This is a genomic window from Pantoea sp. EEL5 (genome assembly GCF_049892805.1).
Taxonomy (GTDB): Bacteria; Pseudomonadota; Gammaproteobacteria; order Enterobacterales; family Enterobacteriaceae; genus Pantoea; species Pantoea ananatis.
The window spans coordinates 153,712-179,549 of the sequence record NZ_JBNDNJ010000001.1; the positions used below are offsets into that span (position 1 = coordinate 153,712).

A 25,838-nucleotide genomic window follows, 5' to 3' on the forward strand; every position below is an offset into this window, starting at 1 on the left:
TGTGAAACCTGCTGCTCGTCGTCGCGCCCGTGAGTGCGCTGTCCAGGCGCTTTACTCCTGGCAGTTGTCCAACAACGACATTGCCGATGTGGAATACCAGTTTCTGGCGGAACAAGACGTCAAAGACGTCGACATTACCTATTTCCGCGAACTGCTGTCCGGTGTGGCGACCAACAGCGCGTACCTGGATGGCCTGATGAAGCCGTATCTGTCGCGTCAGCTCGAAGAGCTGGGACAGGTTGAAAAAGCCATTCTGCGTGTTTCGCTGTATGAATTGAGCAAGCGTTCTGATGTGCCCTATAAAGTGGCCATCAACGAAGGTATTGAGCTGGCGAAAGTGTTTGGTGCCGAAGACAGCCATAAATTTGTCAACGGCGTACTGGATAAAGCCGGTCCACAAATCAGACCCCAACGCAAATAATCAATAAGGCCGGCTTGCCGGCCTTTTTCATTAATGGTTAAGCGGAACGCAATTATGTCATGTGGTGAATTTGAACTCATCGCACGCTACTTCAATCGCAGAACGCGTAGCCGCCGTGATGTCGAACTCGGCATTGGCGACGATTGCGCGTTGCTTAGCGTGCCCGAAAAACAGACGCTGGCGGTCAGCACCGATACGCTGGTTTCCGGCGTCCATTTCCTGTCTTCCATCCATCCTGCGGATTTAGCGTATAAATCTCTGGCGGTAAACCTGAGCGATTTGGCCGCGATGGGAGCCGATCCTGCCTGGCTGACGCTGGCCATGACCTTGCCTGACGTGAATGAAACCTGGCTCAGCAGCTTTAGCGAAAGCCTGTTTGACCTGCTGGAATACTACGACATGCAGCTGGTGGGCGGCGATACCACGCGTGGCCCCCTCAGCCTCACGTTGGGGATTCATGGCTTGATTCCCCACGGCAAGGCGCTGAAACGCTCGGGCGCCAGGCCGGGTGACTGGATCTACGTGACCGGTACGCTGGGCGACAGCGCTGCCGGGCTGGCGTTATTACAGCATCACTGCCGCATTGACGATCCGGCGATACACGAAGCCCTGATCAAGCGCCACCTGCGCCCAATGCCGCGCATTTTACAGGGACAGTCGCTGCGTTCCCTGGCGTCGTCCGCCATTGATTTATCGGATGGACTCATCTCCGATCTTGGCCATGTACTGAAAGCCAGCGGCTGTGGTGCACGGTTGAATCTGGATGCGCTGCCGCTCTCTTCTGCACTGCGTGAAAACTTTGATGCCGAACAGGTGCTGCGCTGGGCGCTCAGCGGCGGAGAAGATTACGAGCTGTGCTTTAGCGTGCCGGAAGTCAATCGTGGCGCGCTGGATGTGGCGCTGGGGCATCTTGGCGTGCCTTATACCTGCATTGGCCAGATGGCACCGGAGTCAGAAGGGCTGTCACTGCTGGAAAACGGTAAACCCACGGAATTCCGTCATAAAGGATTCGACCATTTTGACCTCAGATAAAACCCTCGCGAAAAGCCGCCTGCGCCTGCGCAATCCCTGGCATTTGCTGGCGACCGGCTTCGGCAGCGGCCTGAGCCCGTTTATGCCCGGAACGGTAGGGTCGCTGGCCGCCATTCCGTTTTGGTGGCTCATGACCTTGCTCCCCCATGATCTCTACTCGCTGGTGGTCTTGCTGGGCATTAGTGTGGGCGTTTACCTTTGCCATCGCACCGCCAAGGATATGGGCGTGCATGACCACGGCAGCATTGTCTGGGATGAGTTTATCGGGATGTGGATTACCCTGATGGCGATTCCGGTCAACAGCTGGCAATGGGTGGTGAGTGGTTTTGTTCTGTTCCGCGTGCTCGATATCTGGAAACCCTGGCCGATTCGCTGGTTCGATCGTAACGTGCATGGCGGTATGGGCATCATGGTAGATGATATTATCGCCGGTATTATCGCGGCGGCGATGCTGTACGCGACGGGCGTCTTTTTGGCCGCTTAAGCTTGCCACACAGGGCCTCTACAGCGAAAAACCCCGCCCGTTCTCCCTCATTTCGTCGTTCAGCATGATGGCCGTTCCCCTGCGGGAACGGTCTACCGCTTTGCCTGTCGGACAGCGCATAGCGCCGCATGCAAAACGCTTCACAACCCGCTTACTGATAACCCGTTGCCGGGTGCGGTTGATAGGCCTCTTCCAGATGGGCGATCTCGTCCCCGGTCAGTTCCACATTGACGGCATTAGCCAGCTCGGCGAACTGCCCGGCGCGCGAAGCACCGATGATTGGGGCGGTGACGGCGGGTTTGCTGAGTAACCATGCCAGCGCCACCTGCGCACGCGTCACGCCTTTGTCCGCCGCAACCTCTGCCAGGCGCTCGGCTATCATCGCGTCGTTCTCCTCGGTTGTGGCATAGAGCGAGGGAATGACGTCATCCGATACGGATCGTGCGGTGGTTTCTCCCCAGGGGCGGGTCAGTTTGCCGCGTGCCAGGGGGCTCCAGGGTAATACCGCAATGTTTTCCCGCAGACACAAAGGGTGCATCTCCCGCTCTTCTTCACGTTGAATCAGGTTGTACTGATCCTGCATGCTGACAAAGCGTGCCCAGCCCTGTTGGTCCTGCAGGGCTAAGGCCTGAGCAAACTGGTGGCTATGCATTGAGGAGGCGCCGATGTAGCGCGCTTTACCAGACTTCACCACTGCGTCAAGGGCTTCCAGTGTCTCTTCCAGCGGGGTGTCATAGTCCCAGCGATGAATTTGCAGAAGATCGACATACTCCATATCCAGCCGTTGCAGGCTGTCGTCGATAGATTGCAGGATGTTCTGGCGAGATAAGCCCTGCGAAAGATTGCTCATGGGAAAGAAAACTTTGGTGGCAACGACCACCTCATCACGTCGGGCAAAATCTTTGAGCGCCCGGCCCACAATCTCCTCGCTACTGCCGTCAGAATAGCTGTTCGCGGTATCAAAAAAATTGATCCCTGCTTCCAGCGCCTGCTGGATGAGCGGACGGCTGCTCTCTTCCGGGAGTGTCCAGGCGTGCTTGCCGCGATCGGGTTCCCCAAAGGTCATACAACCCAGGCAAAGCCGGGAAACCGTTAAGTCAGTGTTCGCTAATTGAATGGTTTTCATGAAGACTCCTGCTATGTCTAACCCAGGGGATTAAGCATAGCAGGAATGACGCGCTCCACAGTGCGCGGGCAGGGGACCTACTGCGCCAGCCAGCGGCTGATCTGCTGTTGAATACCGTCAATGTCCAGTTGGTAGTCGTGGCGCATTTCTTCCTGAGTACCAGGCGGAATAAACTCATCAGGCAGGCCGATATTCAGCACGGGCACGCCCAGGCGTTTAGCCATGACAAACTCATTCACGCCGCTGCCTGCGCCGCCTTTAATCGCGCCTTCTTCCAGCGTAATCAGGGACTCATGACTGGCCGCCAGTTCGGCGATCAGTGACGTATCCAGCGGTTTCACGAAGCGCATGTCCACAAGCGTTGCGTTCAGCGCTTCCGCCACCTTGCTCGCTTCCGGCAACAGCGTACCGAAGTTGAGGATGGCCAGTTTTTCGCCCTGACGTTTTACCACGCCTTTACCCAGCGGCAGGCTTTGCAGCGGTGTCAGCGCAGCACCGGTACCGGTACCGCGCGGATAACGTACCGCGGCCGGGCCATCCTGATAGTGATAACCGGTATACAGCATCTGGCGACATTCATTCTCGTCGCTTGGCGTCATAATCACCATGTCCGGCACGCAGCGCAGATAGGCGAGATCGAACGCGCCCTGGTGCGTCTGCCCGTCAGCGCCGACGATGCCGCCGCGATCGATGGCAAACAACACCGGCAGTTTCTGAATTGCCACGTCGTGGATGACCTGATCGTAGGCGCGCTGCAGGAAGGTGGAGTAGATGGCCACCACCGGTTTGTAGCCCCCAATCGCCAGGCCAGCGGCGAAGGTCACCGCGTGCTGTTCGGCAATGGCAACGTCAAAATACTGGTTGGGGTATTTGCGAGAGAAACCGACCATGCCTGAACCTTCACGCATGGCAGGCGTAATTGCCATCAGCTTCGTATCGTGAGCGGCCATCTCACACAGCCAGTTGCCGAAAATTTTGGAGTAGCTCGGCAAACCTTCGGCGCTTTTTGGCAGCTCACCGCTGGCGACGTCAAATTTCGGCACAGCATGCCAGGTAATAGGATCCTGTTCTGCCGGCGCGTAGCCTTTGCCCTTTTTGGTCATAATATGCAGGAACTGCGGCCCTTTCAGGCTGCGCATATTACTCAGCGTATTTACCAGCGTCAGCACATCATGGCCGTCCACCGGGCCGATATAGTTAAAACCCAGCTCTTCAAACAGGGTTCCGGGCACGACCATGCCTTTGAGATGCTCTTCGGTACGCTTCACTAATTCTTTAATCGGCGGCAGGCCGGTCAGAACACGCTTGCCGCCTTCACGCAGACGCGCATAGGTTTTGCCCGAGAGGATCTGCGCCAGCCGGTTGTTCAGCGCCCCGACGTTCTCTGAAATCGACATTTCATTGTCATTCAGAATCACGAGCATATCCGATTTGATATCGCCTGCATGGTTCATGGCTTCAAACGCCATGCCCGCAGTAATGGCACCATCACCGATAACGCAGGCCGTGCGGCGGCCTTTGCCTTCACGTTCGGCAGCCGCAGCCATGCCCAGTCCGGCACTGATGGAGGTCGAAGAGTGGCCCACGCTCAGCACATCGTATTCACTCTCGCCGCGCCAGGGAAACGGATGCACGCCGTTCTTTTGGCGAATAGAGCCAATGCGATCGCGGCGTCCCGTTAAAATTTTATGTGGATAAGCCTGATGACCGACGTCCCACACCAGGTGATCGAACGGCGTGTTATAGACGTAATGCAGCGCCACGGTCAGCTCGACCACGCCCAGGCCCGACGCAAAATGGCCGCTTGAGCGGCTCACGCTGTCTAATAAATACTGGCGCAGCTCGTTGCAGAGCGCAGGCAATTTCTCTTTTGGCAGGGCTCGCAGCGCCTGAACCGTTTCTGCCTGCGCCAGTGTCGGGTATTTTGTAATATCAAAACTCATCAGTGACTCATCATGGAAGTTATTTATCGCGTTCAATTACGAAGCTCGCCAGCGCCTTCAAGGCTTTGGTGTTATAGGATTTGGCAGAGAGCATGTGCAAAGCATCGACGGCTTCCTGATATAAATCCAGTGCCTTAGTGCGGGCATCATCCAGACCCATCAGTGAAGGATAGGTGCTTTTTCCAAGATCTTGATCGGCACCCTGGCGTTTTCCGATGACAGCTGTGTCACCCGTCACATCCAGGATGTCATCCTGCACCTGAAAAGCCAGACCGATAGCGTCTGCATAGCGATCAAGATACGGAAGCGCCTCGCGGCCTTTTTCGCCAGCGGCAAACGCGCCAAGCCGAACTGCCGCGCGGATCAACGCACCGGTTTTATGACGATGAATTTGTTCAAGTTGAGCAAGCCCCACCGACTGACCTTCCGCCGCCAGATCCAGTGCCTGACCGCCGCACATCCCCGCGACGCCGCTGGCTTTTGCCAGTTCTGACAGCATGGCCAGCCGATATTCCGCGCTCACGCCCGGCATGGGCTGGTCGGCAAGGATAGAAAATGCCAGCGTTTGCAGCGCATCGCCTGCAAGGATGGCGGTATCTTCACCATATTTAATATGGCAGGTCGGTTGCCCACGACGCAGAGCGTCATCGTCCATGGCAGGAAGATCGTCATGAATCAGTGAATAGGCATGAATACACTCAACTGCTGCAGCGGGCGCATCCAGACTCGCTTTGTCGGCGTGAAGCATCTCGCCGGTGGCGTAGACCAGAAACGGGCGCAGGCGTTTGCCGCCTAATAATGCCCCATATTGCATGGCATTCACCAGAGGAGAACTCTGAAAAGGCAGGGCGTCTAATAAGCCCGTCAACGCACGATTCACCTGCCTGTGATAAGCGTCGAGCAGTTTAGGAAAATCCATTAGTTGTTTTCCGGCGTAAAAGAGGAGAGGTCGGCGTCTTTATCATCGCTGAGTAAAATACGAACGCGCTGCTCGGCCTGTTGCAGCGTCTGTTGGCCATTGCGTGCCAGCTGCACGCCGCGCTCAAATTCATTGAGGGCCTCTTCCAACGGCAGTTCACCACTTTCCAGACGACTGACAATCTGTTCCAGCTGCTGCAATGACGTTTCAAAGCTGGCTGGCTGTTCGGCTTTTTTCGGCATAGTTAGGATCGACTCACGGTTGGAACGTTATCATGCAATCGGTCATGGTAGCTGAGAGAGAATGATTAGCAAAATAATCAATGTGCATGCTGTTGCAGAAGCAGTCACCAGGTAAAGGTGATATACTTCCGCGCCTCGGATGCGGATGCGCCTGGCAGCCCGCAATTTTATGATCTTACCAGCTAAGTGCAGCCTGTTTTAGCACTTATTTGCCCAACGAAGCTGTATCGCCATGAAGTTTATCGTCAAGTTATTTCCCGAAATCACCATCAAGAGTCAGTCGGTGCGCCTGCGCTTTATTAAGATTCTTGCCAGCAATATTCGCAACGTGCTTAAAACCGTCAGCGACGAGATCGCGGTCGTCCGTTACTGGGATCATATTGAAGTGCGCTGCAAAGATGAAGCCATGCGCACGGTTATTCCTGATGAGCTCATGCGCATTCCCGGTATCCACCATGTCCTTGCGGTGGAAGAGCGTGAATATACCGATATTCATCATATTTTTGAGCAGACGCTGGCGCAGTACCGCGATGCTCTTGAAAACAAAACGTTTTGCGTGCGTGTTAAGCGCCGGGGCAAACACAGCTTTAGTTCGCAGGATGTGGAACGCTACGTCGGCGGTGGCCTGAATCAGCACATCGAGAGCGCCACGGTGCAGCTTAAAAAGCCAGAGGTGACGGTCAATCTCGAAGTGGAAGAGAACCGCTTAACGCTGGTGACCGCGCGCTATGAGGGGCTGGGCGGTTTCCCGATTGGCACGCAGGAAGATGTGCTGTCGCTAATCTCGGGCGGCTTTGACTCTGGCGTGTCGAGCTACATGCTGATGCGTCGCGGCTGCCGGGTGCATTACTGCTTCTTTAATCTTGGCGGTGCCGCACACGAAATCGGCGTGCGTCAGGTGGCGCATTATATCTGGAACCGTTTCGGTCGTTCGCATCGGGTCCGTTTTGTCGCGATAAACTTCGAACCGGTCGTGGGCGAAATTTTAGAAAAAGTCGACGATGGCCAGATGGGCGTGGTACTGAAGCGCATGATGGTTCGCGCCGCGTCGATGGTCGCTGAACGCTATGGCGTTCAGGCGCTGGTGACCGGTGAAGCGCTTGGACAGGTTTCCAGTCAGACCCTGACCAACCTGCGTTTGATCGACAATGCATCGGACACGCTGATTCTGCGTCCGCTGATCTCCCATGATAAAGAGCACATCATCAAGGTCGCGCGTGAGATCGGCACCGAAGATTTTGCCAGTACCATGCCGGAATATTGCGGTGTGATTTCCAAAAGCCCAACCGTCAAAGCGGTGAAGGGCAAAATCGACGCTGAAGAAAGCCATTTTGACTTCTCGATTCTGGAACGCATGGTGGCCGAAGCGACCAACGTGGATATCCGCGAAATTGCCGAGCAAACGCAGGACGAAGTGGTCGAGGTTGAAACGGTCGGCTTGCTGAACGAAAACGACAGCGTACTGGATATCCGTTCGGTGGATGAGCAGGAAGACAAACCGCTTGAGTTGGTGGGAACAGAGGTGAAGTCGATGCCTTTCTACAAACTCAGCACCCAGTTTGGCGACCTCGATCAGAATAAAACCTGGCTGTTGTACTGCGATCGCGGCGTGATGAGTAAACTTCAGGCGCTGTATCTGCATGAGCAGGGCTTTAAAAACGTCAAAGTTTACCGCCCTTAAAACGTACGCTGTGCCCGCGCACCCGACCGGGAAGCGGGCACAGTGCTACCTGTACCGCTTTTCAGACGCCGAATCTTAACTGGCCTGGTAATCGTAAATGCCGGGCGCCATCACCAGTTGAGCGGCAACCTCCCGCGCTTTATCACTGCCGACTAACAGATCGATTAACTTCAGCGCAAAATCCATCGCGGTGCCCGGCCCCTGGCTGGTTAACAGATTGACGCGCGGATCCCACACCACGCGCCGCTCCATCCATTTATCATCCGGTATGGTGGATTTCAAACCGGGGAAACCCGTCATGTTTCCCACGGGAAACAGGTTATGCGGCACCAGCACCGTGCCAGGCGCGGCGCAGATGGCGGCAACAATACGCCCGGTCAGATGAAACTGCCGCACGGTTTCCACCAGCAGCGGACTGTCGCGAAACGTCTCGGCGCCTTTCAATCCGCCGGGCAGTACAATGGCATCGTAGGCGTTATCCGCGACCTCGACCAGCGGGACATCGGCCAGCAGGCGGACCCCGCGCGAGCAGAGGATTTCACGGCTGCCGTCGCTTTCCACGCTGGCGGTAACCGTTTTTATCCCGCCACGTACCAGCAGATCCAGCGTGGTGACCGCTTCGATTTCTTCACTGCCATGAGCCAGACAGACCAGTACTGAGGCGTTCGCGCCCATAAAAAGACTCCTTGCGTTTAATCATGTCATACAGGCGCGTGTTTTCTGTCAACACGAAGCCGTGGGTGCGTGCCCGGCGCAGCAGGAAACCGGTGATGTATTCAATCTCCGTCAGCCGCTGTGCGCGAATATCCTGCAGCATTGACGACGTATTCGCCGCCGTCGTTTCTATCACATCGAATACCTGATCTTGCAGACTCTGGCTGTCAACGGACTGGCCTTCTCGTTCCATCACCCAACTGATTTCATCGCACAGGGTTTGTATTTCACGGCTGTACTGGCGGAGCGCGCCGTTTTGACAATCGTGCTCCACGCTCAGCGGGTTTATTACGCAGTTAACCGCCAGTTTGCGCCAGCAGGCGGCCCGGATATTGTCATGCCAGGCGACGTCGGGCAGTGCATCATGTAGAACGTCGGCAATCGCGCTCCAGCCTTCGCTTTTACGGTTGCCGGGGCCAATATGCGTGACGCCGCTGGCGACATGTTTAATCACCGTTCCGTCCCGCATGGCGGCGTGCGTGGTAATGCCGCGCAACAGCGGCTGTCGCAGGCCCTTTAATTCCCCCAGCGTCCCCATTCCGTTATGCAGCAGCAGCACGGGACAGTTTTCCGTCATCACGCTCTCCAGATTCTTAACGGCTGTCGAAACCTGGGGGGCTTTCAGCGTAACCAGCAGCAGCTGACTCTGGGCCAGAAACAGCGGATCGTTGGCAATAAAGGTCCGGTTCGACACGCGACCCAGAGGATCAATCACGTTGGCTGAACAGTAGGGCTGGGGGACACGCAGCCATCCCTGTACATCATGTCCAGAATGGGCAAGGGCGGTAAGCCAGACCTGGCCTAGCGCGCCGCATCCTAATACGGTTATTTTCATGCTGCCTCCCGCTCGCGGGCGTATTATTTATGCGCTGTGACAATGGGTTAAGTATAGCGCTGCACAGCGTGATTTTATTTAGTGGCCTAAGACGCGTATTATGCATGCCAGTTTAGCCTCAGGAGAAGAAGAGATGCCATCTTTCGATATCGTTTCAGAAGTCGACATGCAGGAAGTTCGCAATGCGGTAGATAACGCTAACCGCGAACTGTCCACCCGTTTCGATTTTCGTAACGTCACCGCCAGTTACGAACTCAATGAAAAAAATGAAACCATTAAAGTCATCAGTGAATCTGACTTTCAGGTAAAGCAACTGGTCGATATTCTGCGTGAAAAAATGCTCAAGCGCGGCATTGAAGGCGCGGCCCTGGACGTGCCGGAAGAAATTGAGCACAGCGGCAAGAGCTGGAGCCTGGATGCCAAAATGAAAAAAGGCATTGAAGCCGATGTGGCGAAGAAGCTGGTGAAGCTGATCAAAGACAGCAAGCTGAAAGTGCAGACCCAGATTCAGGGTGAATCCCTGCGCGTCACTGGTAAGTCACGTGACGATCTGCAGGGGGCGATGGCGCTGGTGCGCGGGGGAAATCTGGGCCAGCCATTCCAGTTTAAAAACTTCCGCGATTAAGCTCACTTCTCGCGTGCAGCGCGGCGATACAGCGTGCTGCGCGCAACGCCGAGCGCCTGCGCCGTTTTGCTGATGTTGCCATTAAACTGCTGCAACGTCGCTTTTATCAGACGATCGTCATGCTGCTGGCGCGCGGGTGATGCCGCGGCGTTGCCGCTGCGGTACTCCTCAGGTAAATGCGTGATCTCCACGCTATCGCCATCTTCCGCCAGCGCCAGCAAGACTTTCATCAGGCTGCGTAGCTGGCGCACGTTGCCCGGCCAGGGATAGCGCGTTAATGTCGCCAGCACTTCGGAAGACAGGCCGATCTGACGCGCGCCGCCGCCCAGCGCGTCCCAGAGTTGCGTGATAAACGCCGGAAGAGAAGACCAGTCACGCAGCGGCGGGATCGTGAATGAAAATTCCTGCAGCCGGTACAGGAGATCCTCGCGGAAGTCGCCCTGGGCGACGCGTTGCGCCAGATCCCGATGTGTCGCGCTGATCACGGCCAGGTTAACCGGCCAGCTCTGACTGGATCCCAGCGGCGCGACCTCTTTTTCCTGTAACACGCGTAAGAGCCGGGTTTGCAGCGCCAGTGGCATATCGCCGATCTCATCCAGAAACAGGACGCCGCCATCGGCCTCACGGATTTTACCGATGTAGCCATTTTTGCTGGCGCCGGTAAATGCCCCCGGCTGGTAGCCAAAGAGTTCAGATTCGATCAAGGATTCCGGAATCGCGGCGCAGTTAATCGCCACAAATTTTCCTTCCCGCCAGCGGCTTTGCTGATGTAACGCGCGGCTGACGTACTCTTTTCCGCTGCCGGTTTCCCCGCGAATGCACAATGAAACGCCGGCATTCAGCAGCCGCACCATTTTATCTCCCTCATGTTGCAGTGAGAAAGGCAGCGGACGCGCAGGGCCTGCTGCTACGCTGAAGCGGGTTCGGGTGGGCGCACGCAGACGAAAATAATAAGGCTGGGGTCCGATCATCACCGGCGTTGGCAGTGCGGTGGCCCGCAGATCGCCGTGAGGAAACAGCTGCTGAAATGTGATGACGCCAAGCTGTTCGGCGTGCAGGCCAAGCTCACGCAGGGCCAGCCGATTTGCGGCAGTCAGCACGTTGTCTGAAAACACCAGCAGCAGCTCATCCGGGCTGTCTAGCCGGTGTGCGTCGCTGTGCAGGCTCATCAGCCATTGTTGGGGATGCAGGCTCTGCTTAACCCACAGATACTCAATGTGCCGTGCCGCCTGTTTGACCCAGGCAAACGTATGGGCATGGGAAAAGTGTGCAGGGCCGGAGACATCCAGTACCCCCGCAATCTGCCCGTTGGGCATTTGCAGCGGCATGGCGGCACAATAAAGCCCCTGGTTGCGGGTCAGGAAGTGTTGATTACCCTCGATTTCACAACCGTCGTCTATCGCCAGCGCCGTACCAATGGCGTTGGTGCCACGGCCACATTCGCTCCAGATGTTGCCGGGGGCAAGGGCGAAACGCTGTGCTTTTTGCATCGCCTGCATCTCGCCAAAGGTGTGCAGCACCCGGCCTGCCGCGTCAGACAGAATGACCACCGACTGCATCTGCGTCACCTTCTGGGCCAGCTTGTGCATGACGGGCTGAGCAAACTGCTGGAGGTCAGTATTACTGGCCACCAGCTCTGTCAGCTCGGCCTGACGTACGCGAGGAAAATCATCGGCCGAACGATCCAGTCCGTAGAGCTGGCTGCGTAGCCAGGAATCACTCAGCAGGGGGTTGTTATCGATAGCGGGCAATAGAGCATCGGAAACCTTGTGCTGCATGAATGACCTCGTGGGCTCGGAAAAGTGTAGCGGGATTGTAGCGTTTTGGTTTTAGCGGTGTTGCGATTTGCAACACAAAGCGGGATCAAAGCCGGTTAGTCCTCAACGCATGCCTGTGAGATTACTATTCAGGTGATTGATTTTAATATTTTTATCTGGATTTTCAGCGCGTAAGGGAAGTTGGCACAGGCCCTGCAAACGTCAGGTGACAGCGCGCTATCCGTTAAAAATCAACATGCCGCTGCCTGTCTACCCTACAGAAGGAGTTTGCGATGCGTTATGCCCATCCCGGCACACCTGGTGCGTTAGTGACATTTAAATCTGCCTACGGCAACTACATTGATGGCAAATTTATCGAGCCGCTGAGTGGTGAGTACTTCATGAATACCTCACCCGTCAACGGCAGTGACATTGCCCGGTTTCCTCGTTCCGATGCGCGCGATATTGATTTAGCGCTGGATGCCGCGCACCGGGCTGCAGAAGCCTGGGGAAAAACCTCCGTACAAACCCGATCTAATCTGCTGCTCCAGGTGGCTGACCGCATTGATGCCAATCTCGAAACCCTGGCCGTGGCGGAAAGCTGGGACAACGGCAAACCGATTCGGGAAACGCTCAATGCCGATCTGCCGCTGGCGGCCGACCATTTTCGTTACTTCGCAGGATGCTTGCGCGCGCAGGAGGGCAGCACCGGCGAGATCGATGAAAAAACCGTGGCCTACCATTTTCATGAGCCGCTGGGCGTGGTGGGGCAAATTATTCCCTGGAATTTTCCGTTGCTGATGGCCGCATGGAAGCTGGCGCCGGCCCTGGCTGCCGGTAACTGTGTGGTGCTTAAGCCTGCGGAGCAAACTCCGCTGGGCATTACGCTGCTGATGGAGATGATCGGCGACCTGTTTCCTGCAGGCGTGCTAAACGTGGTACAGGGTTTCGGCCGCGAGGCGGGCGAAGCGTTGGCAACCAGTAAACGCATTGCCAAAATCGCCTTCACCGGTTCTACGCCGGTGGGACGTCATATCATGGCCTGTGCCGCAGAAAATATTATTCCCTGTACTGTGGAGCTGGGCGGGAAATCTCCAAACATCTACTTCGCCGACATCATGAATGGCGAGCCGGACTTTATTGACAAGGCGGTGGAAGGGCTGGTGCTGGGCTTCTTTAATCAGGGCGAGGTGTGTACCTGTCCGTCCCGTGCGCTAATCCATGAGTCCGTTTACGCGCCTTTCATGGCGCGGGTGATGGCCAAAGTCGCCACCATTCGTCGCGGCGATCCGCTCGATACCGACACGATGATTGGCGCCCAGGCTTCGCGTCAGCAGTTCGATAAAATTTTGTCGTATATCGAGATTGCCCGCAACGAAGGGGGCGAGATCCTGACCGGGGGTGAGCGGGCCTTGATATCGTCCGAACTGGATAACGGTTTCTATATTCAGCCCACGCTGATTAAAGGCAGCAACAGCATGCGCTGCTTTCAGGAGGAAATCTTTGGCCCGGTTATCGGCATCACCACCTTCAAAGATGAGGCTGAAGCCTTGCGTATTGCCAATGAAACCCAGTTTGGATTGGGAGCGGGCGTCTGGACGCGGGACAGCAATTTAGCCTACCGCATGGGGCGCGCCATTAAAGCCGGGCGCGTCTGGACCAACTGTTACCACATCTATCCGGCCCATGCTGCCTTTGGGGGTTACAAACAGTCCGGCGTGGGTCGCGAAACACACAAAATGGCACTCAACCAGTACCAGCAGACCAAAAACCTGTTAGTCAGCTATGACACGGCACCGCTGGGGCTGTTTTAAGTCCGTAACCTATCCCTGGAGCGTAAATCATGACGATGAAAATCAACACGATGATGAAGGCAGCAGTTGTTAAAGCGTTCGGCGAACCCTTGGTGATTGAGCAGGTGCCCGTACCCCAGCCTGGGTCGGGGCAGATTCTGGTAAAAATCGCGGCAACTGGCGTGTGTCACACCGATCTGCATGCGGCAGAGGGCGACTGGCCGGTGAAGCCGGTTCCGCCTTTTATCCCGGGACATGAGGGCGTAGGGCAGGTGGTCGCGGTGGGGGATAACGTACATCACCTGAAGGTGGGCGATCGGGTCGGCGTGCCCTGGCTCTACTCCGCCTGCGGTCACTGCGAGCACTGTCTCGATAACTGGGAAACGCTGTGCCACAGTCAGCAAAATACCGGCTATTCGGTTAACGGCAGTTTTGCCGAATACTGCGTGGCGGACGCCAACTATGTCGGCATCATCCCCGAAAACCTCGCATTCAACGAGGTGGCACCGGTGCTCTGTGCGGGCGTGACGGTCTACAAAGGGTTAAAAATGACCGACACCAAACCCGGTGACTGGGTGGTGATTTCCGGCATCGGTGGGTTAGGGCACATGGCTATACAGTATGCCGTCGCGATGGGGCTGAACGTGGCGGCTGTCGATATCGATGACGATAAGCTGGCCTTTGCCCAGCGCCTGGGCGCCAGCGTGGTGGCAAATGCCAGAAACGTCGATCCGGCCAGGGTGTTTCATGAGCACTTTGGCGGCGCGCACGGCGTGCTGGTCACGGCGGTGTCGCCTAAAGCCTTTGAGCAGGCGATCGGCACATTACGTCGTGGGGGCACCATGGTGCTAAACGGCTTGCCGCCTGGTAAGTTCGATCTGTCTATTTTCGATATGGTGCTGGACGGCATTACGGTGCGGGGTTCTATCGTCGGAACGCGTAAGGATTTACAGGAGGCGCTGGATTTTGCCAGCCGTCATAAAGTGAAAGCCAGCGTGGCGGTGGAACCGCTCAGCAATATTAACGATATCTTTGCCCGGATGCATGCGGGCAAGATTGAAGGCCGTATTGTGGTGGATATGTCGTTGTAAACCACCCTCAATCGCCGGATGAAAAAAGGTGCCTGAAGCAGGGCACCTTTTTCACGTGGTTTGTGGCGACATGTCTGACACGAACTGACTTAACCTTTCGCCACGATCGCGCGCAGTTAAGCGCCGCTCGCGACTAGCAGCTGCCGATCAGCGCTTCCAGCTCAGGTCGGCTGGTGACCTTACTGTCTATCTTGATGTAGGCGCTTTTCTCTTCCGGCACAATCAGCACCGATGAAACGCCGGGCTGTGCTTTCAGGCGTTTTTCCAGAGTGGGCACGGCCAGCGCGGCATCGCTCAGCACCAGACGCAGGCTGCTTACATAAGGCGGTTCCTGCATGGTCATGCTGACAAACAGCCAGGCTGCGGCCACAATCGCCCCGACCATAAACACGGTTTGTGCATCGAAATGACCAAACAGCCAGCCGCCCAGGCTCCCCCCAATGGCGACGCCCAGAAACTGACTGGTGGAATAAAGTCCCATAGCGGTGCCTTTATAGCCAGCGGGTGACTCCTTACTTACCAGCGATGGCAGAATCGCTTCCATCAGGTTAAAGGCCAGGAAGAACAGCTGTACGCCAACAACCAGCGTCCAGAAATGCCCCTGGGCGCCCCATAAGACGATTTCGGCGATGACCATCATGCCTACGCAGCCAACAAAGACCCGCTTCATCTTTCGCTTCACTTCGGCGTAGATGATAAAGGGCACCACACCGGCAAACGCAATCAGCATGGTGATCAGATAGACCTTCCAGTGTTCTGACGGCGGCAGGCCAGCCTGTTCAAACTGGTCGGGCAGGGCGATAAAGCTCGACATCAGCAAGATATGTAAAAAGAAGATGCCCAGGTTCAGTTTGATCAATCGGGGATTGGCCAGCACTTTACTGAAGCTGCCGCGTACCATCCCTGATTCACGATTTAGCACGTGATGAGAAGAGGAGGGGACAACCCATAAAGTAATCGCTATGCCCAGTGAAGCAAGCATCGCGATCATCCAGAACAGCGCGTTCAGGCCCAGCTTGTGGGTGATGATCGGGCCTAAGACCATTGCGATAGCAAAGGTCACGCCAAAGCTGATACCGATAAACGCCATCGCTTTAGTGCGGTTTTGTTCACGGGTTAAATCGGACAGCAGCGCCATGACCGCGGCAGCAATTGCACCGGAGCCCTGCAGCGCACGCCCCAGAATAATGCCCCAGATTGAATCGGTGCTGGCCGCAATGACGCTGCCAAGGACGAAGACCAGCAGGCCGCCGACGATCAGCGGCTTGCGTCCGATGCGATCGGACAGCAGGCCAAAGGGGATCTGGAAAATAGCCTGAGCCAGACCGTAGATGCCGATTGCCACGCCGATTAAGGTTTCACTCGCTCCCTGAAGTGCCATGCCATAGGTGGTCAACACCGGCAGGACCATAAACATTCCCAGCATGCGCAGGGAAAAGACCGTGCCAAGGCCCCATGTGGCGCGCAGCTCCACCGGAGTCATTTTGTTATCGTTCATTCCAACCTCTGTTGATGTGCTGCATTTATTTTAGGTAGGGAGAGCGGGCGGGTAAAACAATAGTTCTTAAGCAGTCGTAACAAAAAGAAAGGGCGCGAAAATCGCGCCCGTTTCATGCTGTTGCAGTACACATTAGCGCACGTAGGTCAGCAGGTCTTTCGATGCTGGCGTCATAAAGTCAACCGACATCATGACGCTCAGGGCCGTGATAGCCACAATCGAGAAAACGAACAGCTTACGCGCCCAAACCCGATCGTTTGAGGTTTTGTAGCCTGACAGCGCCATTCCCAGCCACCACACGCTAACGGCAGACGCAACGACCAGATATTTGTAGCCTGCGTAGCCACCCAGCGTCAGCATCAGCGTGGCAATCATAAACGCCAGGATATAGAGCGTAATATGATTCTTCGCCACCGAGATACCTTTCACCACCGGTAACACCGGGATGTTGGCTGCCTGGTAATCTTTAAAGCGGAAGATGGCAATCGCATAGGAGTGCGGCATCTGCCACAGGCTAAAGATAGCCAGCAGGATTAAGGCACCGGCATCAAACTCGTTGGTCACGGCGCAGTAGCCAATGACCGGCGGCGCAGCACCGGACAGGCTGCCAATCAGCGTACCGTAAACAGAGTGACGCTTCATATACAGGCTGTAAACGCCAACGTATACCACGAAGCCCATCACCGCCAGCCACATGGCCAGCGGATTAGCACCAAAATACAGCAGTGCAAAGCCAGCAATACCCAGCACAGTGGCGTAAACCAGGCTAACTTTCGCGGAGATAAGGCCTTTAACCAGCACCCGATTCCTGGTTCTCTCCATCTTGATATCGATGTCGCGGTCGATCACGTTGTTGAAAACACAACCTGAGGCAACCACCAGTGACACGCCAACCAGCGAGGTGAGAAACAGGGCGTAATCAATGCTGCCCTTAGAGGCCAGCAAAAATCCGCCAATCACAGAAATTAAATTCCCGAAAATAATTCCTGGCTTTGTAACTTGCAGGTATTGCTTAAACATTACACAGACTCTTTAGTGGGGCATCATGTTGTAGTTGAGGTTCCACATGATCCACAGTGAGCCAACGACAACAATCAGGATAATGATTGCTGAGAAGACAATGGCCACCATGTTCCAGCCACCTTCGGACTTGCTGTCCAGGTGCAGGAAGTAAACCAGGTGAACCAGCACCTGAACCACTGCACAGACCAGCACAACGCCGAGGATGGTTCCATGAGAAGCGCTACCATCCATTACCATCCAGAACGGGATTCCCGTCAGGATGATAGAAAGGATGAAGCCGATCATGTAAGACTTCACGCTACCGTGTGATGCACCATGTTCGTTAACAGAATGACTCATTACATGGCTCCCATCAGATAAACTACGGTAAACACGCAAATCCAGACCACGTCCAGGAAGTGCCAGAACAGGCTCAGACACATGATACGCGTACGGTTGGTGGCGTTCAGACCGCGTTTAGCGATCTGGAACATCAGCACGGCCATCCAGATTAAACCAGAGGTAACGTGCAGACCGTGAGTACCGACCAGCGTGAAGAAGCCAGACAGGAAGCCGCTGCGGTCAGGACCGAAGCCCTCAACAATCAGATGATGGAATTCATAGATTTCCATCCCGATGAATCCAGCACCAAACAGGAAGGTCAACGCCAGCCAGCCGATAACGGCGCCTTTGTTTTCCTTGTTCATGGCGATAACGGCCATGCCGTAGGTGATAGAGCTCAATAACAGCAGCGCGGTTTCAACCAGCACGAACGGCAGTTCAAAGATATCTTTGCCTGCCGGACCACCGGCGGTGCTGTTAACCATAACTGCATAGGTCGCAAACAGGGTTGCGAAGATAATGCAGTCACTCATCAGGTAGATCCAGAAGCCAAAGACTTTATTGGCTCCTGCATCGTGATGCCCATGCTCCGCATGGGCGTCGTGGTGGTGTTTTACGGTTTCAGTTGACATTATTTCAGACCTGCTTTGCTGATTTCGTCAAAGTGCTGCTTTTCAATCTTCTCTACTTCGGCAACCGGAACGTAGTAATCCACGTCTTCGTCGAAGCTCTTCACGATCCAGCTTACGATCATGCCGAGGAAAGAAAGACCAGCCAGCCACCAGATATGCCAGATCATCGCAAAACCGAAGATGGTCGCAAACGCGGCAATAACAATCGCAGCACCGCTGTTTTTCGGCATATGAATTTCTTCATATTTAGCCGGTTGCTTGTACGCTTCGCCTTTCTCTTTCATTTCCCAGAAAGCGTCACGCTCATGCACATGCGGGATAACAGCAAAGTTATAGAACGGCGGTGGTGAAGAGGTTGCCCACTCCAGCGTACGCGCGCCCCATGGGTCACCGGTCAGATCGCGGTTCTGGTCGCGGTCACGCACAGAAACGTAGAACATAATGATCTGGCAAAGGATACCGCAGGCAATCAGTGCCGCACCGCCTGCCGCTACCACTAACAGCGAGTGGAACTGCGGGTCGATGTCCTGGCTCAGACGACGGGTCATGCCCATAAAGCCCAGTACGTACAGCGGCATAAAGGCAACGAAGAAACCGATAATCCAGAACCAGAAGGCGCGCTTGCCCCAGGTTTCGTTCAGCGTAAAGCCGAACGCTTTCGGGAACCAGTAAGTCACACCGGCCATACAACCGAACACCACACCACCGATAATCACGTTATGGAAGTGAGCAATCAGGAACAGACTGTTGTGCAGGACGAAGTCCGCACCTGGCACCGCCAGCAGAACACCGGTCATACCACCGACAGAGAAGGTGACCAGGAAGCCTACGGTCCACAGCATCGCAGAGTGCATCTGAATGCGGCCCTGGTACATGGTAAACAGCCAGTTAAAGATTTTAACCCCGGTAGGAATGGCGATAATCATCGTCATGATACCGAAGAAGGCGTTGACGTTCGCGCCCGCACCCATGGTGAAGAAGTGGTGCAGCCAAACGATGAACGACAACACGGTGATGGCGATGGTTGCCCATACCAGCGAGGTGTAACCGAACAGACGCTTTTTCGAGAAGGTCGCAGTGACTTCAGAGAAGACACCAAAGACCGGCAGAACAAGAATGTACACCTCTGGATGACCCCAAACCCAGATCAGGTTGACGTACATCATCATGTTACCGCCCATATCATTGGTAAAGAAATGGAAGCCGAGGTAACGATCAAGTGTCAACAGTGCCAGCGTAACGGTCAGAACCGGGAACGCAGCGATGATCAGGACGTTGGTGCACAGTGATGCCCAGGTAAATACTGGCATTTTGAACAGGTCCATGCCCGGTGCACGCATCTTCAGAATGGTAACGAAGAAGTTAATACCGGTCAGCGTGGTACCAATACCGGAAAGCTGGAGACTCCAGATCCAGTAATCAACCCCCACGCCAGGACTGTACTCTGCCCCCGACAGCGGTGGATAGGCCAGCCAGCCTGTTTGTGCGAATTCACCGACACCCAGAGACAGGTTAACCAGGATTACACCAATCGCGGTAAACCAGAAGCTCAGGTTGTTCAGGAACGGGAAGGCAACGTCACGTGCACCAATTTGCAAAGGTACCGCGATGTTCATCAGGCCCACAACGAACGGCATCGCCACGAAGAAGATCATGATCACGCCGTGCGCGGTGAAGATCTGGTCGTAGTGATGCGGCGGCAGTATGCCTGCTTCCCCGGCCGAAGCCAGAACCTGCTGGGTACGCATCATTACCGCATCGGCAAAGCCGCGCAGCAGCATGACGAAGGCCATGATGATATACATGATACCCAGTTTTTTGTGGTCGATGGAGGTGAACCATTCTGACCACAGATATTTCCACTTACCGAAATAAGTGATGGCGGCGACAAGCGCCAGACCTGCGATGATGATACCGGCGACCGTGACCATGACAATCGGCTCATGGAACGGTATAGCATCCAGTGTTAATTTTCCGAACATCGTATTATTCCTCGGCTCCCGCGGTAGCGGTGTGACTCATGTCCATGCCTTTATGCTCAGGCATGTCCATCTTCCCGTGGCTATGCATGAACTTGTTGATGACCTGCAAGAACAGTTCAGGATTAGCAGAAGAGAAATATTCCACCGGGTGATTTTCGCTTGGTACCGCTACTTTTTCGAAATCATCCATCGTTGTCAGCGTGTTAGGTGCCGCTTTAACCTTGGCAACCCACTGCTGGAACTCCGCGTCGTCTTTGGTGGCAATGGCTTTAAACTTCATACCAGAGAAACCGCGACCACTGAAGTTGGCGGAAATACCGTCGAAAGTTCCTGGCTCGTTGGCAATCAGATGCAGTTTAGTCTGCATGCCTGCCATCGCGTAGATCTGGCTACCGAGCGTAGGAATAAAGAAGGAGTTCATAACGGAATTAGAGGTGATTTTGAAGTTAACCGGTGTATTCGCCGGGAAAGCGATCTGGTTAACGGTCGCAATACCTTGTTCTGGATAAATAAACAGCCATTTCCAGTCCAGGGCAATCACATCAATTTCAACCGGTTTCACGTCTGACACCAGCGGTTTGCTCGGCTCCAGGGCGTGGGTTGATTTCCAGGTCAGCACACCAAGGAAAACAATGATCAGGATCGGAATGGTCCAGACCACGGCTTCCACTTTGTTAGAGTGTGACCAGTTAGGGCTGTATTTGGCATTCGTGTTTGAAGCCCGATATTTCCAGGCAAACACGATGGCCATCAAGACTGCAGGTATCACGACGATCATCATCAGACCAAAAGCGGTCAGGATCAGCGAACGTTGCTCCAGCGCAATCTGTCCTTTGGGATTTAACAATGCATTATCGCAGCCACTCATTAATAAAGTGCCTGCGATTAATGACAAAATCCCCAAACTTTTATTGTATTTACTGAGTCTCATTTAACGACCTCAATGACAAAGGGCTCTATTGTCGTTTAAGTGTGCGCGCATTTTACGGGAAGGTTTATGCAGTGTAAACCAGCTTAAGGATGTGTCAGAACCATGTTGACACCTTTTGCTAAGGGTGTCACAGATGTTGTTCTCGGTGACAAATTATTAACGTGGACAAGCAGTTGGCGGCAATATAACAAAAAGAGATGGATACAGGGTTAAACAAAAGTGGTAAAGGAATAACCCTGACTTTAATCACCCAATTATTTAACAATGTTGCATCATTTATTCGATTATTTTTAACCAAATTAATTGCGCACCGGTTTTAAATATCAGGGGGTAATCCCCCCGGTGAGTGAAATAATTTTTTGTAAATTGACACGCAAAGACAAATTAGGCGCGCTTAATCGACTGTACGAAATTGCGGCGAAATCACGAGCCGTTATCGGATAACGGCGGAGTCCTCTGCTTTCTGCAGCGCACGATAATCCAGCACCACACCGAATAGTACACCACAAAGCGCCAGCGTCATACCAGCCTCAAACAAGGGAATCAGCACGGCCGACAGGCGAGTCAGGCCCGCGGCGTCCAGCGCCAGCGCCAGCAGCCATAAAGCCAGCAATCCACAGCCGCCGGCAAACAGGCGGTTTGTCCAGCGGTAGCCCGATGCAAAGCGGGTACGCGGCAAAAACTGCCCGGTTTTTTGTGTGAAATCCAGCGTGCTGCGACAAAATGCTAACAGCGCCAGGCCGGGTAGGCCAGCCAGTACGGTAAAGGCATAAAAGGTTGGCCAGCCCCACCATTCCACTAAAAAACCCGCCACAGGGCCGACGTAAACGCGGCCGACCGCTGACAACGCGGACAGCAGCGCGAACTGCGTGGCGGAAAAGGATTTATTACACAGCGTCATCAGTAGCGCGACGAAAGCCGCCGTGCCCATCCCGCCACACAGGTTTTCGATAAACACCGCGCTCGCCATGCTCCACAGATGTTTGTCGGTGACGGCCAGCAGCCAGTAGCCAAAATTGGACACCGCCTGCAACAGGCCAAAAATCATCAGGGCGCGAAACAGGCTCAGGCGCTGCATCAGCACGCCACCATAGAGCGCCCCGATAATGGTGGCCAGCAGGCCAAGCGTCTTATTCACCAGGCCAACATCGCCCGGATTGAAGCCCACGCCACGGATTAAAAACGTGGTGGTGAGCGAGGCGGCAAACGCATCGCCCAGCTTGTAAAGAATGATCAGGGTAATCAGCAGCCAGGCGTTGTTGCGGTTAAAAAAGTCCCGCAGCGGATCAACCACCGCCTGACGTAATGAGCGGGGCGCGGACTGGCGGTCATCCGGCTCGTCAGCCATAAACGTTGCTACGATACAGGGCACCAGTAGCAGCGCCATCAGCCAGTAAGTGGCTCGCCAGCCGAGGTAGCGATCGGCCAGCCATAACGCCAGACCTCCCGATATCAGCATGGCCAGCCGATAACCGAGAACCGTAATGGCCGCACCGCTTCCGCGCTCTTCCGGCGGCAACACGTCCGTTTTCCACGCATCAAATACAATATCCTGTGACGCAGAACAGAACGCGATTAACACCGCCAGCGCCGCCATCAGGGTCAAATCCCGGCTGGGCTGCATGAACCCCATCGTGATGATGCTGGCCACTAGCGCCAGTTGGGTGAGCAGCAACCATCCTTTGCGGCGACCAAGAAAAGGTGGCGTGTAGCGATCCATCATGGGTGACCAGAGAAACTTAAATACGTAGGCCTGGCCAACCAGCGAAAAGAAACCAATGGTTTTCAGATCGATATTATCAACGGTCATCCACGCCTGTAACGTTCCACCCGTTAATGCCAGTGGCAACCCGGATGCAAATCCCAGCAGGAGTAAAACAGCGGCATTTTTTTGACGGAAGACGCGGAAGTAGTGATTCATACTGACCTTGAGAAGGGCCCGGCGTCATGCCGGGCAGGGGACAAAATTAGCGGGCGTTCTGCTTGATAAATTCGTTGACGCTGGTGTCCTGCGCCATATCCGCAATCACGTCGCTCAGCGTTGAGTTAACCGCATTGGTGATTTTCTGGTTACTTGCGCTGAATGCACCTTCTACGCTGTAGGTCTGACGGTAGTTTTTGATCTGCTTATTGCCGTTTTTCGCGGTAGCAATAATAGAAATGTCCGCCTTGGTCGTAATGCTGTAACGCACGTCGCCCTGGGTGACGTCGGCATACAGATTATTAACAATGATTTGCAGATCCACTGCGCCATTAGGCCCTACCATATAGCCGCGTGCGGTCATCTGTTTTTCCAGCACTTCCTGCAGTAAGAAACGCAGGTCGCGTGAAGGGGTCAGACTGACCAGTTGGCCATCACGGTTCACTTTTGCCAGCGCCTGATCGCGGCGCTGGTCTGCGCCGTTAATGCTGACGGTGATGCCCATCAGGCTGGGATCGCGCTGCGGCAGCTGAATCTTGGGTTGGATTGTCAGTGTGTTGTTGCTGGAAGCACAGCCGGCCAGAATAAAGGCAGCCAGCAGTGGGAATAACAGTTTTTTCAACATACGCTTTCTCGTTAGTGTCATGGGTTGGTGTGCAAAAACTGCGGCCATCATAGCAAAGCGGTGCAGTGAATAAAGCCCCCTGCTAGAGGTAAAGTGAGCGCTGCGGCTTTCCGCCCCCGCTTTCTGGCATAAACAGCAGGCTGATAAGGCGCGCGATACGGCCAGCGGAATGATAATATTCCGCCCGTCACCGCGTAGAGTGGCCGAAAACCAACTAATATTTAAACAGATGGGGCACAGCGCTCGCCATTGAGGGTAAAACCATGATTCGAGAACAGATAGAAGAGAAGCTGCGCCTGGCTTTTGAGCCGGCTCATCTGGAGGTCCACGATGAAAGCTACCGACACAACGTGCCTGCCGGTTCGGAAAGTCACTTTAAAGTCGTGATCGTCAGTGACCGTTTTACCGGCCAGCGTTTCCTGGCGCGCCATCGCGCAATTTACAGCGAACTCAGCGCGGAGCTGGCGGGAAGCGTCCATGCCCTTGCGTTGCACACTTACACCTTGAAAGAGTGGGAAGGATTGCAGGATACGGTACTGGCCTCACCTCATTGTCGGGGCGCCGGAACGCTAGCCTGATTGCCCGCGTTTTAAACGGCCTTTGGGCCGTTTTTTGCGTTTAAGGGTGGCTAAACGCGATCTGTGGCTCAAAAAAACAGCAAACTCCCTGAAAAGTGGTGACTTAGCATCCTCGACTCATCTCAGCGATGCCGCTATAATGCTGCGTCTATTTTTCCGGAATGTCTTCGGGACGCTTCTGGTAACAGGGATCAGGTTCTCTTCACGGAAGCCGTCCCGGTTGTTGGATACGGCGCATTAACCAATGTGTGGTGTCTGAAGTTGACCGAGCACGTGATTTTTTGAGGTAACAAGATGCAAGTTTCTGTAGAAACCACTCAGGGCCTGGGCCGTCGCATTACGATTACTGTCGCTTCTGACAGCATCGAGAGCGCCGTTAAAAAAGAACTGGTGGATGTGGCGAAGAAAGTCCGTATCGATGGTTTCCGTAAAGGCAAAGTGCCAATGAACATCGTGGCACAGCGCTATGGTGCTTCTGTGCGCCAGGACGTGCTGGGCGATCTGATGACGCGTAACTTTGTTGACGCCATCATTAAAGAGAAAATTAATCCGGCTGGCGCACCGAACTACGTGCCAGGCGAATACACCGAAGGTCAGGACTTTACCTATGCGGTAGAATTCGAAGTGTATCCAGAAGTTGAGCTGAAAGGCCTGGAAAACATCGAAGTCGAGAAGCCACAGGTTCAGGTGACTGACGCGGATGTGGATACCATGCTGGAAACCCTGCGTAAGCAGCAGGCTAACTGGATTGAAACCGATGCAGCAGCCGGCGCAGAAGACCGCGCGACTATCGATTTCACCGGTTCTGTTGACGGTGAAGAATTCGAAGGCGGCAAAGCCTCTGATTTCGTTCTGGCGATGGGCCAGGGCCGCATGATCCCAGGTTTTGAAGAGGGCGTTGTCGGTCATAAAGCAGGCGAAACCTTCACTATCGACGTGAAATTCCCTGATGACTACCATGCGGAAAACCTGAAAGGGAAAGACGCGAAGTTCGAGATCGTGTTGAAGAAAGTTGAAACGCGTGAACTGCCAGAACTGACTGAAGAATTCATTAAACGTTTCGGCGTGGAAGAGGGTTCAGTTGACGGTCTGCGTGCCGAAGTGCGTAAGAACATGGAACGTGAGCTGAAAGGCGCTATTCGTAACCGCGTAAAAACCCAGGCTATCGACGGTCTGGTTGACGCAAACCCAATTGACGTGCCAGCTGCGCTGATCGACAGCGAAATCGACGTTCTGCGTCGTCAGGCTGCACAGCGCTTTGGTGGTGACGAGAAGCAGGCGCTGGAACTGCCACGTGAGCTGTTCGAAGAGCAGGCAAAACGTCGCGTTGTTGTCGGTCTGCTGCTGGGCGAAGTGATCCGCACCCATGAGCTGAAAGCTGACGAAGACCGCGTGAAAGTGCTGATCGAAGAGATGGCTTCTGCCTACGAAGATCCGCAGGAAGTGATCGAGTTCTACAGCAAGAATAACGAGCTGATGAACAATATGCGCAACGTTGCGCTGGAAGAGCAGGCTGTTGAAGCCGTGCTGGCGAAAGCGAAGGTTTCTGAGAAAGAAACTAACTTCCAGGAACTGATGAATCAGACCGCTCAGGCCTAATCATCTTTTTAACCGGTTGTGCTAAAGCCCGCGCCTGAAAAGTCGCGGGCTTTTTTCTGTATTAC

General features: G+C 54.7%; 24 protein-coding genes. 9 read left to right on the forward strand and 15 right to left on the reverse strand.

The window, feature by feature from the left end:
• Position 1 precedes the first annotated feature (1 nt).
• The 3 genes from nusB to pgpA are packed head-to-tail and all read left to right on the forward strand — an operon-like array spanning position 2 to position 1,937.
• A complete protein-coding gene (nusB, locus tag ACPXSQ_RS00730; protein ID WP_013024861.1) occupies positions 2-421 on the forward strand; it encodes a transcription antitermination factor NusB in 420 nt (139 codons plus the stop codon).
• A gap of 54 nt (positions 422-475) precedes the next feature.
• On the forward strand, positions 476-1,453 hold the full coding sequence (gene thiL, locus ACPXSQ_RS00735; protein WP_014606449.1) for a thiamine-phosphate kinase: 978 nt from the start codon (positions 476-478) through the stop codon (positions 1,451-1,453).
• On the forward strand, positions 1,440-1,937 hold the full coding sequence (gene pgpA / locus ACPXSQ_RS00740; protein ID WP_013024863.1) for a phosphatidylglycerophosphatase A: 498 nt from the start codon (positions 1,440-1,442) through the stop codon (positions 1,935-1,937). The genes thiL and pgpA overlap by 14 nt, the downstream gene beginning before the upstream one ends.
• Before the next feature lie 151 nt (positions 1,938-2,088).
• On the opposite strand, the gene ACPXSQ_RS00745 is transcribed toward pgpA, so the two are convergent.
• From ACPXSQ_RS00745 to xseB, 4 genes are all read right to left on the reverse strand, one after another.
• A complete protein-coding gene (locus tag ACPXSQ_RS00745; RefSeq protein ID WP_019106644.1) occupies positions 2,089-3,063 on the reverse strand; it encodes an aldo/keto reductase in 975 nt (324 codons plus the stop codon).
• A 77-nt stretch (positions 3,064-3,140) separates the two neighbouring features.
• Positions 3,141-5,006, reverse strand: coding sequence for a 1-deoxy-D-xylulose-5-phosphate synthase (gene dxs, locus ACPXSQ_RS00750; RefSeq protein WP_026021088.1), 1,866 nt, complete (start codon positions 5,004-5,006; stop codon positions 3,141-3,143).
• A 19-nt stretch (positions 5,007-5,025) separates the two neighbouring features.
• Entirely contained in the window at positions 5,026-5,925 is a 900-nt protein-coding gene (gene ispA, locus ACPXSQ_RS00755) for a (2E,6E)-farnesyl diphosphate synthase (protein WP_210484710.1), read from the reverse strand.
• Positions 5,925-6,167: an exodeoxyribonuclease VII small subunit gene (gene xseB / locus ACPXSQ_RS00760; protein ID WP_013024868.1), complete on the reverse strand. Its 243-nt coding sequence runs from the start codon at positions 6,165-6,167 to the stop codon at positions 5,925-5,927. Before xseB ends, ispA begins: the two co-directional genes overlap by 1 nt.
• A 232-nt stretch (positions 6,168-6,399) precedes the next feature.
• Between xseB and thiI the strand changes: the two genes are divergently transcribed.
• The gene (gene thiI, locus ACPXSQ_RS00765; RefSeq protein ID WP_013024869.1) at positions 6,400-7,848 is read left to right on the forward strand and encodes a tRNA uracil 4-sulfurtransferase ThiI; all 1,449 of its coding nucleotides are present in this window, start codon (positions 6,400-6,402) and stop codon (positions 7,846-7,848) included.
• Positions 7,849-7,923: 75 nt separating this feature from the next.
• Here the strand turns inward: thiI and yajL are convergent, their stop codons facing one another.
• Positions 7,924-8,523, reverse strand: coding sequence for a protein deglycase YajL (gene yajL / locus ACPXSQ_RS00770; protein ID WP_013024870.1), 600 nt, complete (start codon positions 8,521-8,523; stop codon positions 7,924-7,926).
• Positions 8,477-9,397: a 2-dehydropantoate 2-reductase gene (panE, locus tag ACPXSQ_RS00775; protein ID WP_072138608.1), complete on the reverse strand. Its 921-nt coding sequence runs from the start codon at positions 9,395-9,397 to the stop codon at positions 8,477-8,479. The genes yajL and panE overlap by 47 nt, the downstream gene beginning before the upstream one ends.
• A 133-nt stretch (positions 9,398-9,530) precedes the next feature.
• Between panE and ACPXSQ_RS00780 the strand changes: the two genes are divergently transcribed.
• On the forward strand, positions 9,531-10,022 hold the full coding sequence (locus ACPXSQ_RS00780; protein ID WP_014606447.1) for a YajQ family cyclic di-GMP-binding protein: 492 nt from the start codon (positions 9,531-9,533) through the stop codon (positions 10,020-10,022).
• A 2-nt stretch (positions 10,023-10,024) separates the two neighbouring features.
• Here the strand turns inward: ACPXSQ_RS00780 and ACPXSQ_RS00785 are convergent, their stop codons facing one another.
• The gene (locus tag ACPXSQ_RS00785; RefSeq protein ID WP_029568490.1) at positions 10,025-11,800 is read right to left on the reverse strand and encodes a sigma-54-dependent Fis family transcriptional regulator; all 1,776 of its coding nucleotides are present in this window, start codon (positions 11,798-11,800) and stop codon (positions 10,025-10,027) included.
• A gap of 272 nt (positions 11,801-12,072) precedes the next feature.
• Here ACPXSQ_RS00785 and exaC point away from each other — a divergent pair, with 272 nt between their 5' ends.
• Both exaC and adhP read left to right on the forward strand, forming a co-directional pair.
• A complete protein-coding gene (gene exaC, locus ACPXSQ_RS00790) occupies positions 12,073-13,593 on the forward strand; it encodes an acetaldehyde dehydrogenase ExaC (protein ID WP_029568491.1) in 1,521 nt (506 codons plus the stop codon).
• Between the two features lie 29 nt (positions 13,594-13,622).
• A complete protein-coding gene (adhP, locus tag ACPXSQ_RS00795; protein ID WP_014593073.1) occupies positions 13,623-14,663 on the forward strand; it encodes an alcohol dehydrogenase AdhP in 1,041 nt (346 codons plus the stop codon).
• A gap of 133 nt (positions 14,664-14,796) precedes the next feature.
• Here adhP and ACPXSQ_RS00800 read toward each other — a convergent pair whose 3' ends face one another.
• The 8 genes from ACPXSQ_RS00800 to ACPXSQ_RS00835 form a co-directional block, all read right to left on the reverse strand.
• Complete coding sequence (locus ACPXSQ_RS00800) at positions 14,797-16,161, reverse strand: MFS transporter (protein ID WP_015700837.1); 1,365 nt, start codon at positions 16,159-16,161, stop codon at positions 14,797-14,799.
• Between the two features lie 132 nt (positions 16,162-16,293).
• Positions 16,294-17,181: a heme o synthase gene (gene cyoE, locus ACPXSQ_RS00805; protein WP_013024877.1), complete on the reverse strand. Its 888-nt coding sequence runs from the start codon at positions 17,179-17,181 to the stop codon at positions 16,294-16,296.
• Positions 17,182-17,193: 12 nt separating this feature from the next.
• Positions 17,194-17,523: a cytochrome o ubiquinol oxidase subunit IV gene (locus tag ACPXSQ_RS00810; RefSeq protein WP_013024878.1), complete on the reverse strand. Its 330-nt coding sequence runs from the start codon at positions 17,521-17,523 to the stop codon at positions 17,194-17,196.
• Positions 17,523-18,137, reverse strand: a complete 615-nt coding sequence (locus tag ACPXSQ_RS00815; protein WP_013024879.1) for a cytochrome o ubiquinol oxidase subunit III — start codon at positions 18,135-18,137, stop codon at positions 17,523-17,525. Before ACPXSQ_RS00815 ends, ACPXSQ_RS00810 begins: the two co-directional genes overlap by 1 nt.
• Complete coding sequence (cyoB, locus tag ACPXSQ_RS00820; RefSeq protein ID WP_013024880.1) at positions 18,137-20,119, reverse strand: cytochrome o ubiquinol oxidase subunit I; 1,983 nt, start codon at positions 20,117-20,119, stop codon at positions 18,137-18,139. Before cyoB ends, ACPXSQ_RS00815 begins: the two co-directional genes overlap by 1 nt.
• Before the next feature lie 4 nt (positions 20,120-20,123).
• Positions 20,124-21,050: a cytochrome o ubiquinol oxidase subunit II gene (gene cyoA / locus ACPXSQ_RS00825; protein WP_014606444.1), complete on the reverse strand. Its 927-nt coding sequence runs from the start codon at positions 21,048-21,050 to the stop codon at positions 20,124-20,126.
• A 433-nt stretch (positions 21,051-21,483) separates the two neighbouring features.
• Positions 21,484-22,971, reverse strand: coding sequence for a muropeptide MFS transporter AmpG (gene ampG, locus ACPXSQ_RS00830; protein ID WP_116219506.1), 1,488 nt, complete (start codon positions 22,969-22,971; stop codon positions 21,484-21,486).
• A 46-nt stretch (positions 22,972-23,017) separates the two neighbouring features.
• Entirely contained in the window at positions 23,018-23,596 is a 579-nt protein-coding gene (locus ACPXSQ_RS00835; protein WP_014606442.1) for a lipoprotein, read from the reverse strand.
• Positions 23,597-23,859: 263 nt separating this feature from the next.
• Between ACPXSQ_RS00835 and bolA the strand changes: the two genes are divergently transcribed.
• Together bolA and tig are read left to right on the forward strand one after the other, a co-directional pair.
• Positions 23,860-24,174 (forward strand): transcriptional regulator BolA, encoded by a 315-nt coding sequence (bolA, locus tag ACPXSQ_RS00840; protein ID WP_013024884.1) that lies wholly within the window; start codon positions 23,860-23,862, stop codon positions 24,172-24,174.
• A gap of 294 nt (positions 24,175-24,468) precedes the next feature.
• Positions 24,469-25,773, forward strand: a complete 1,305-nt coding sequence (gene tig, locus ACPXSQ_RS00845; RefSeq protein ID WP_014593078.1) for a trigger factor — start codon at positions 24,469-24,471, stop codon at positions 25,771-25,773.
• Positions 25,774-25,838: the final 65 nt, after the last annotated feature.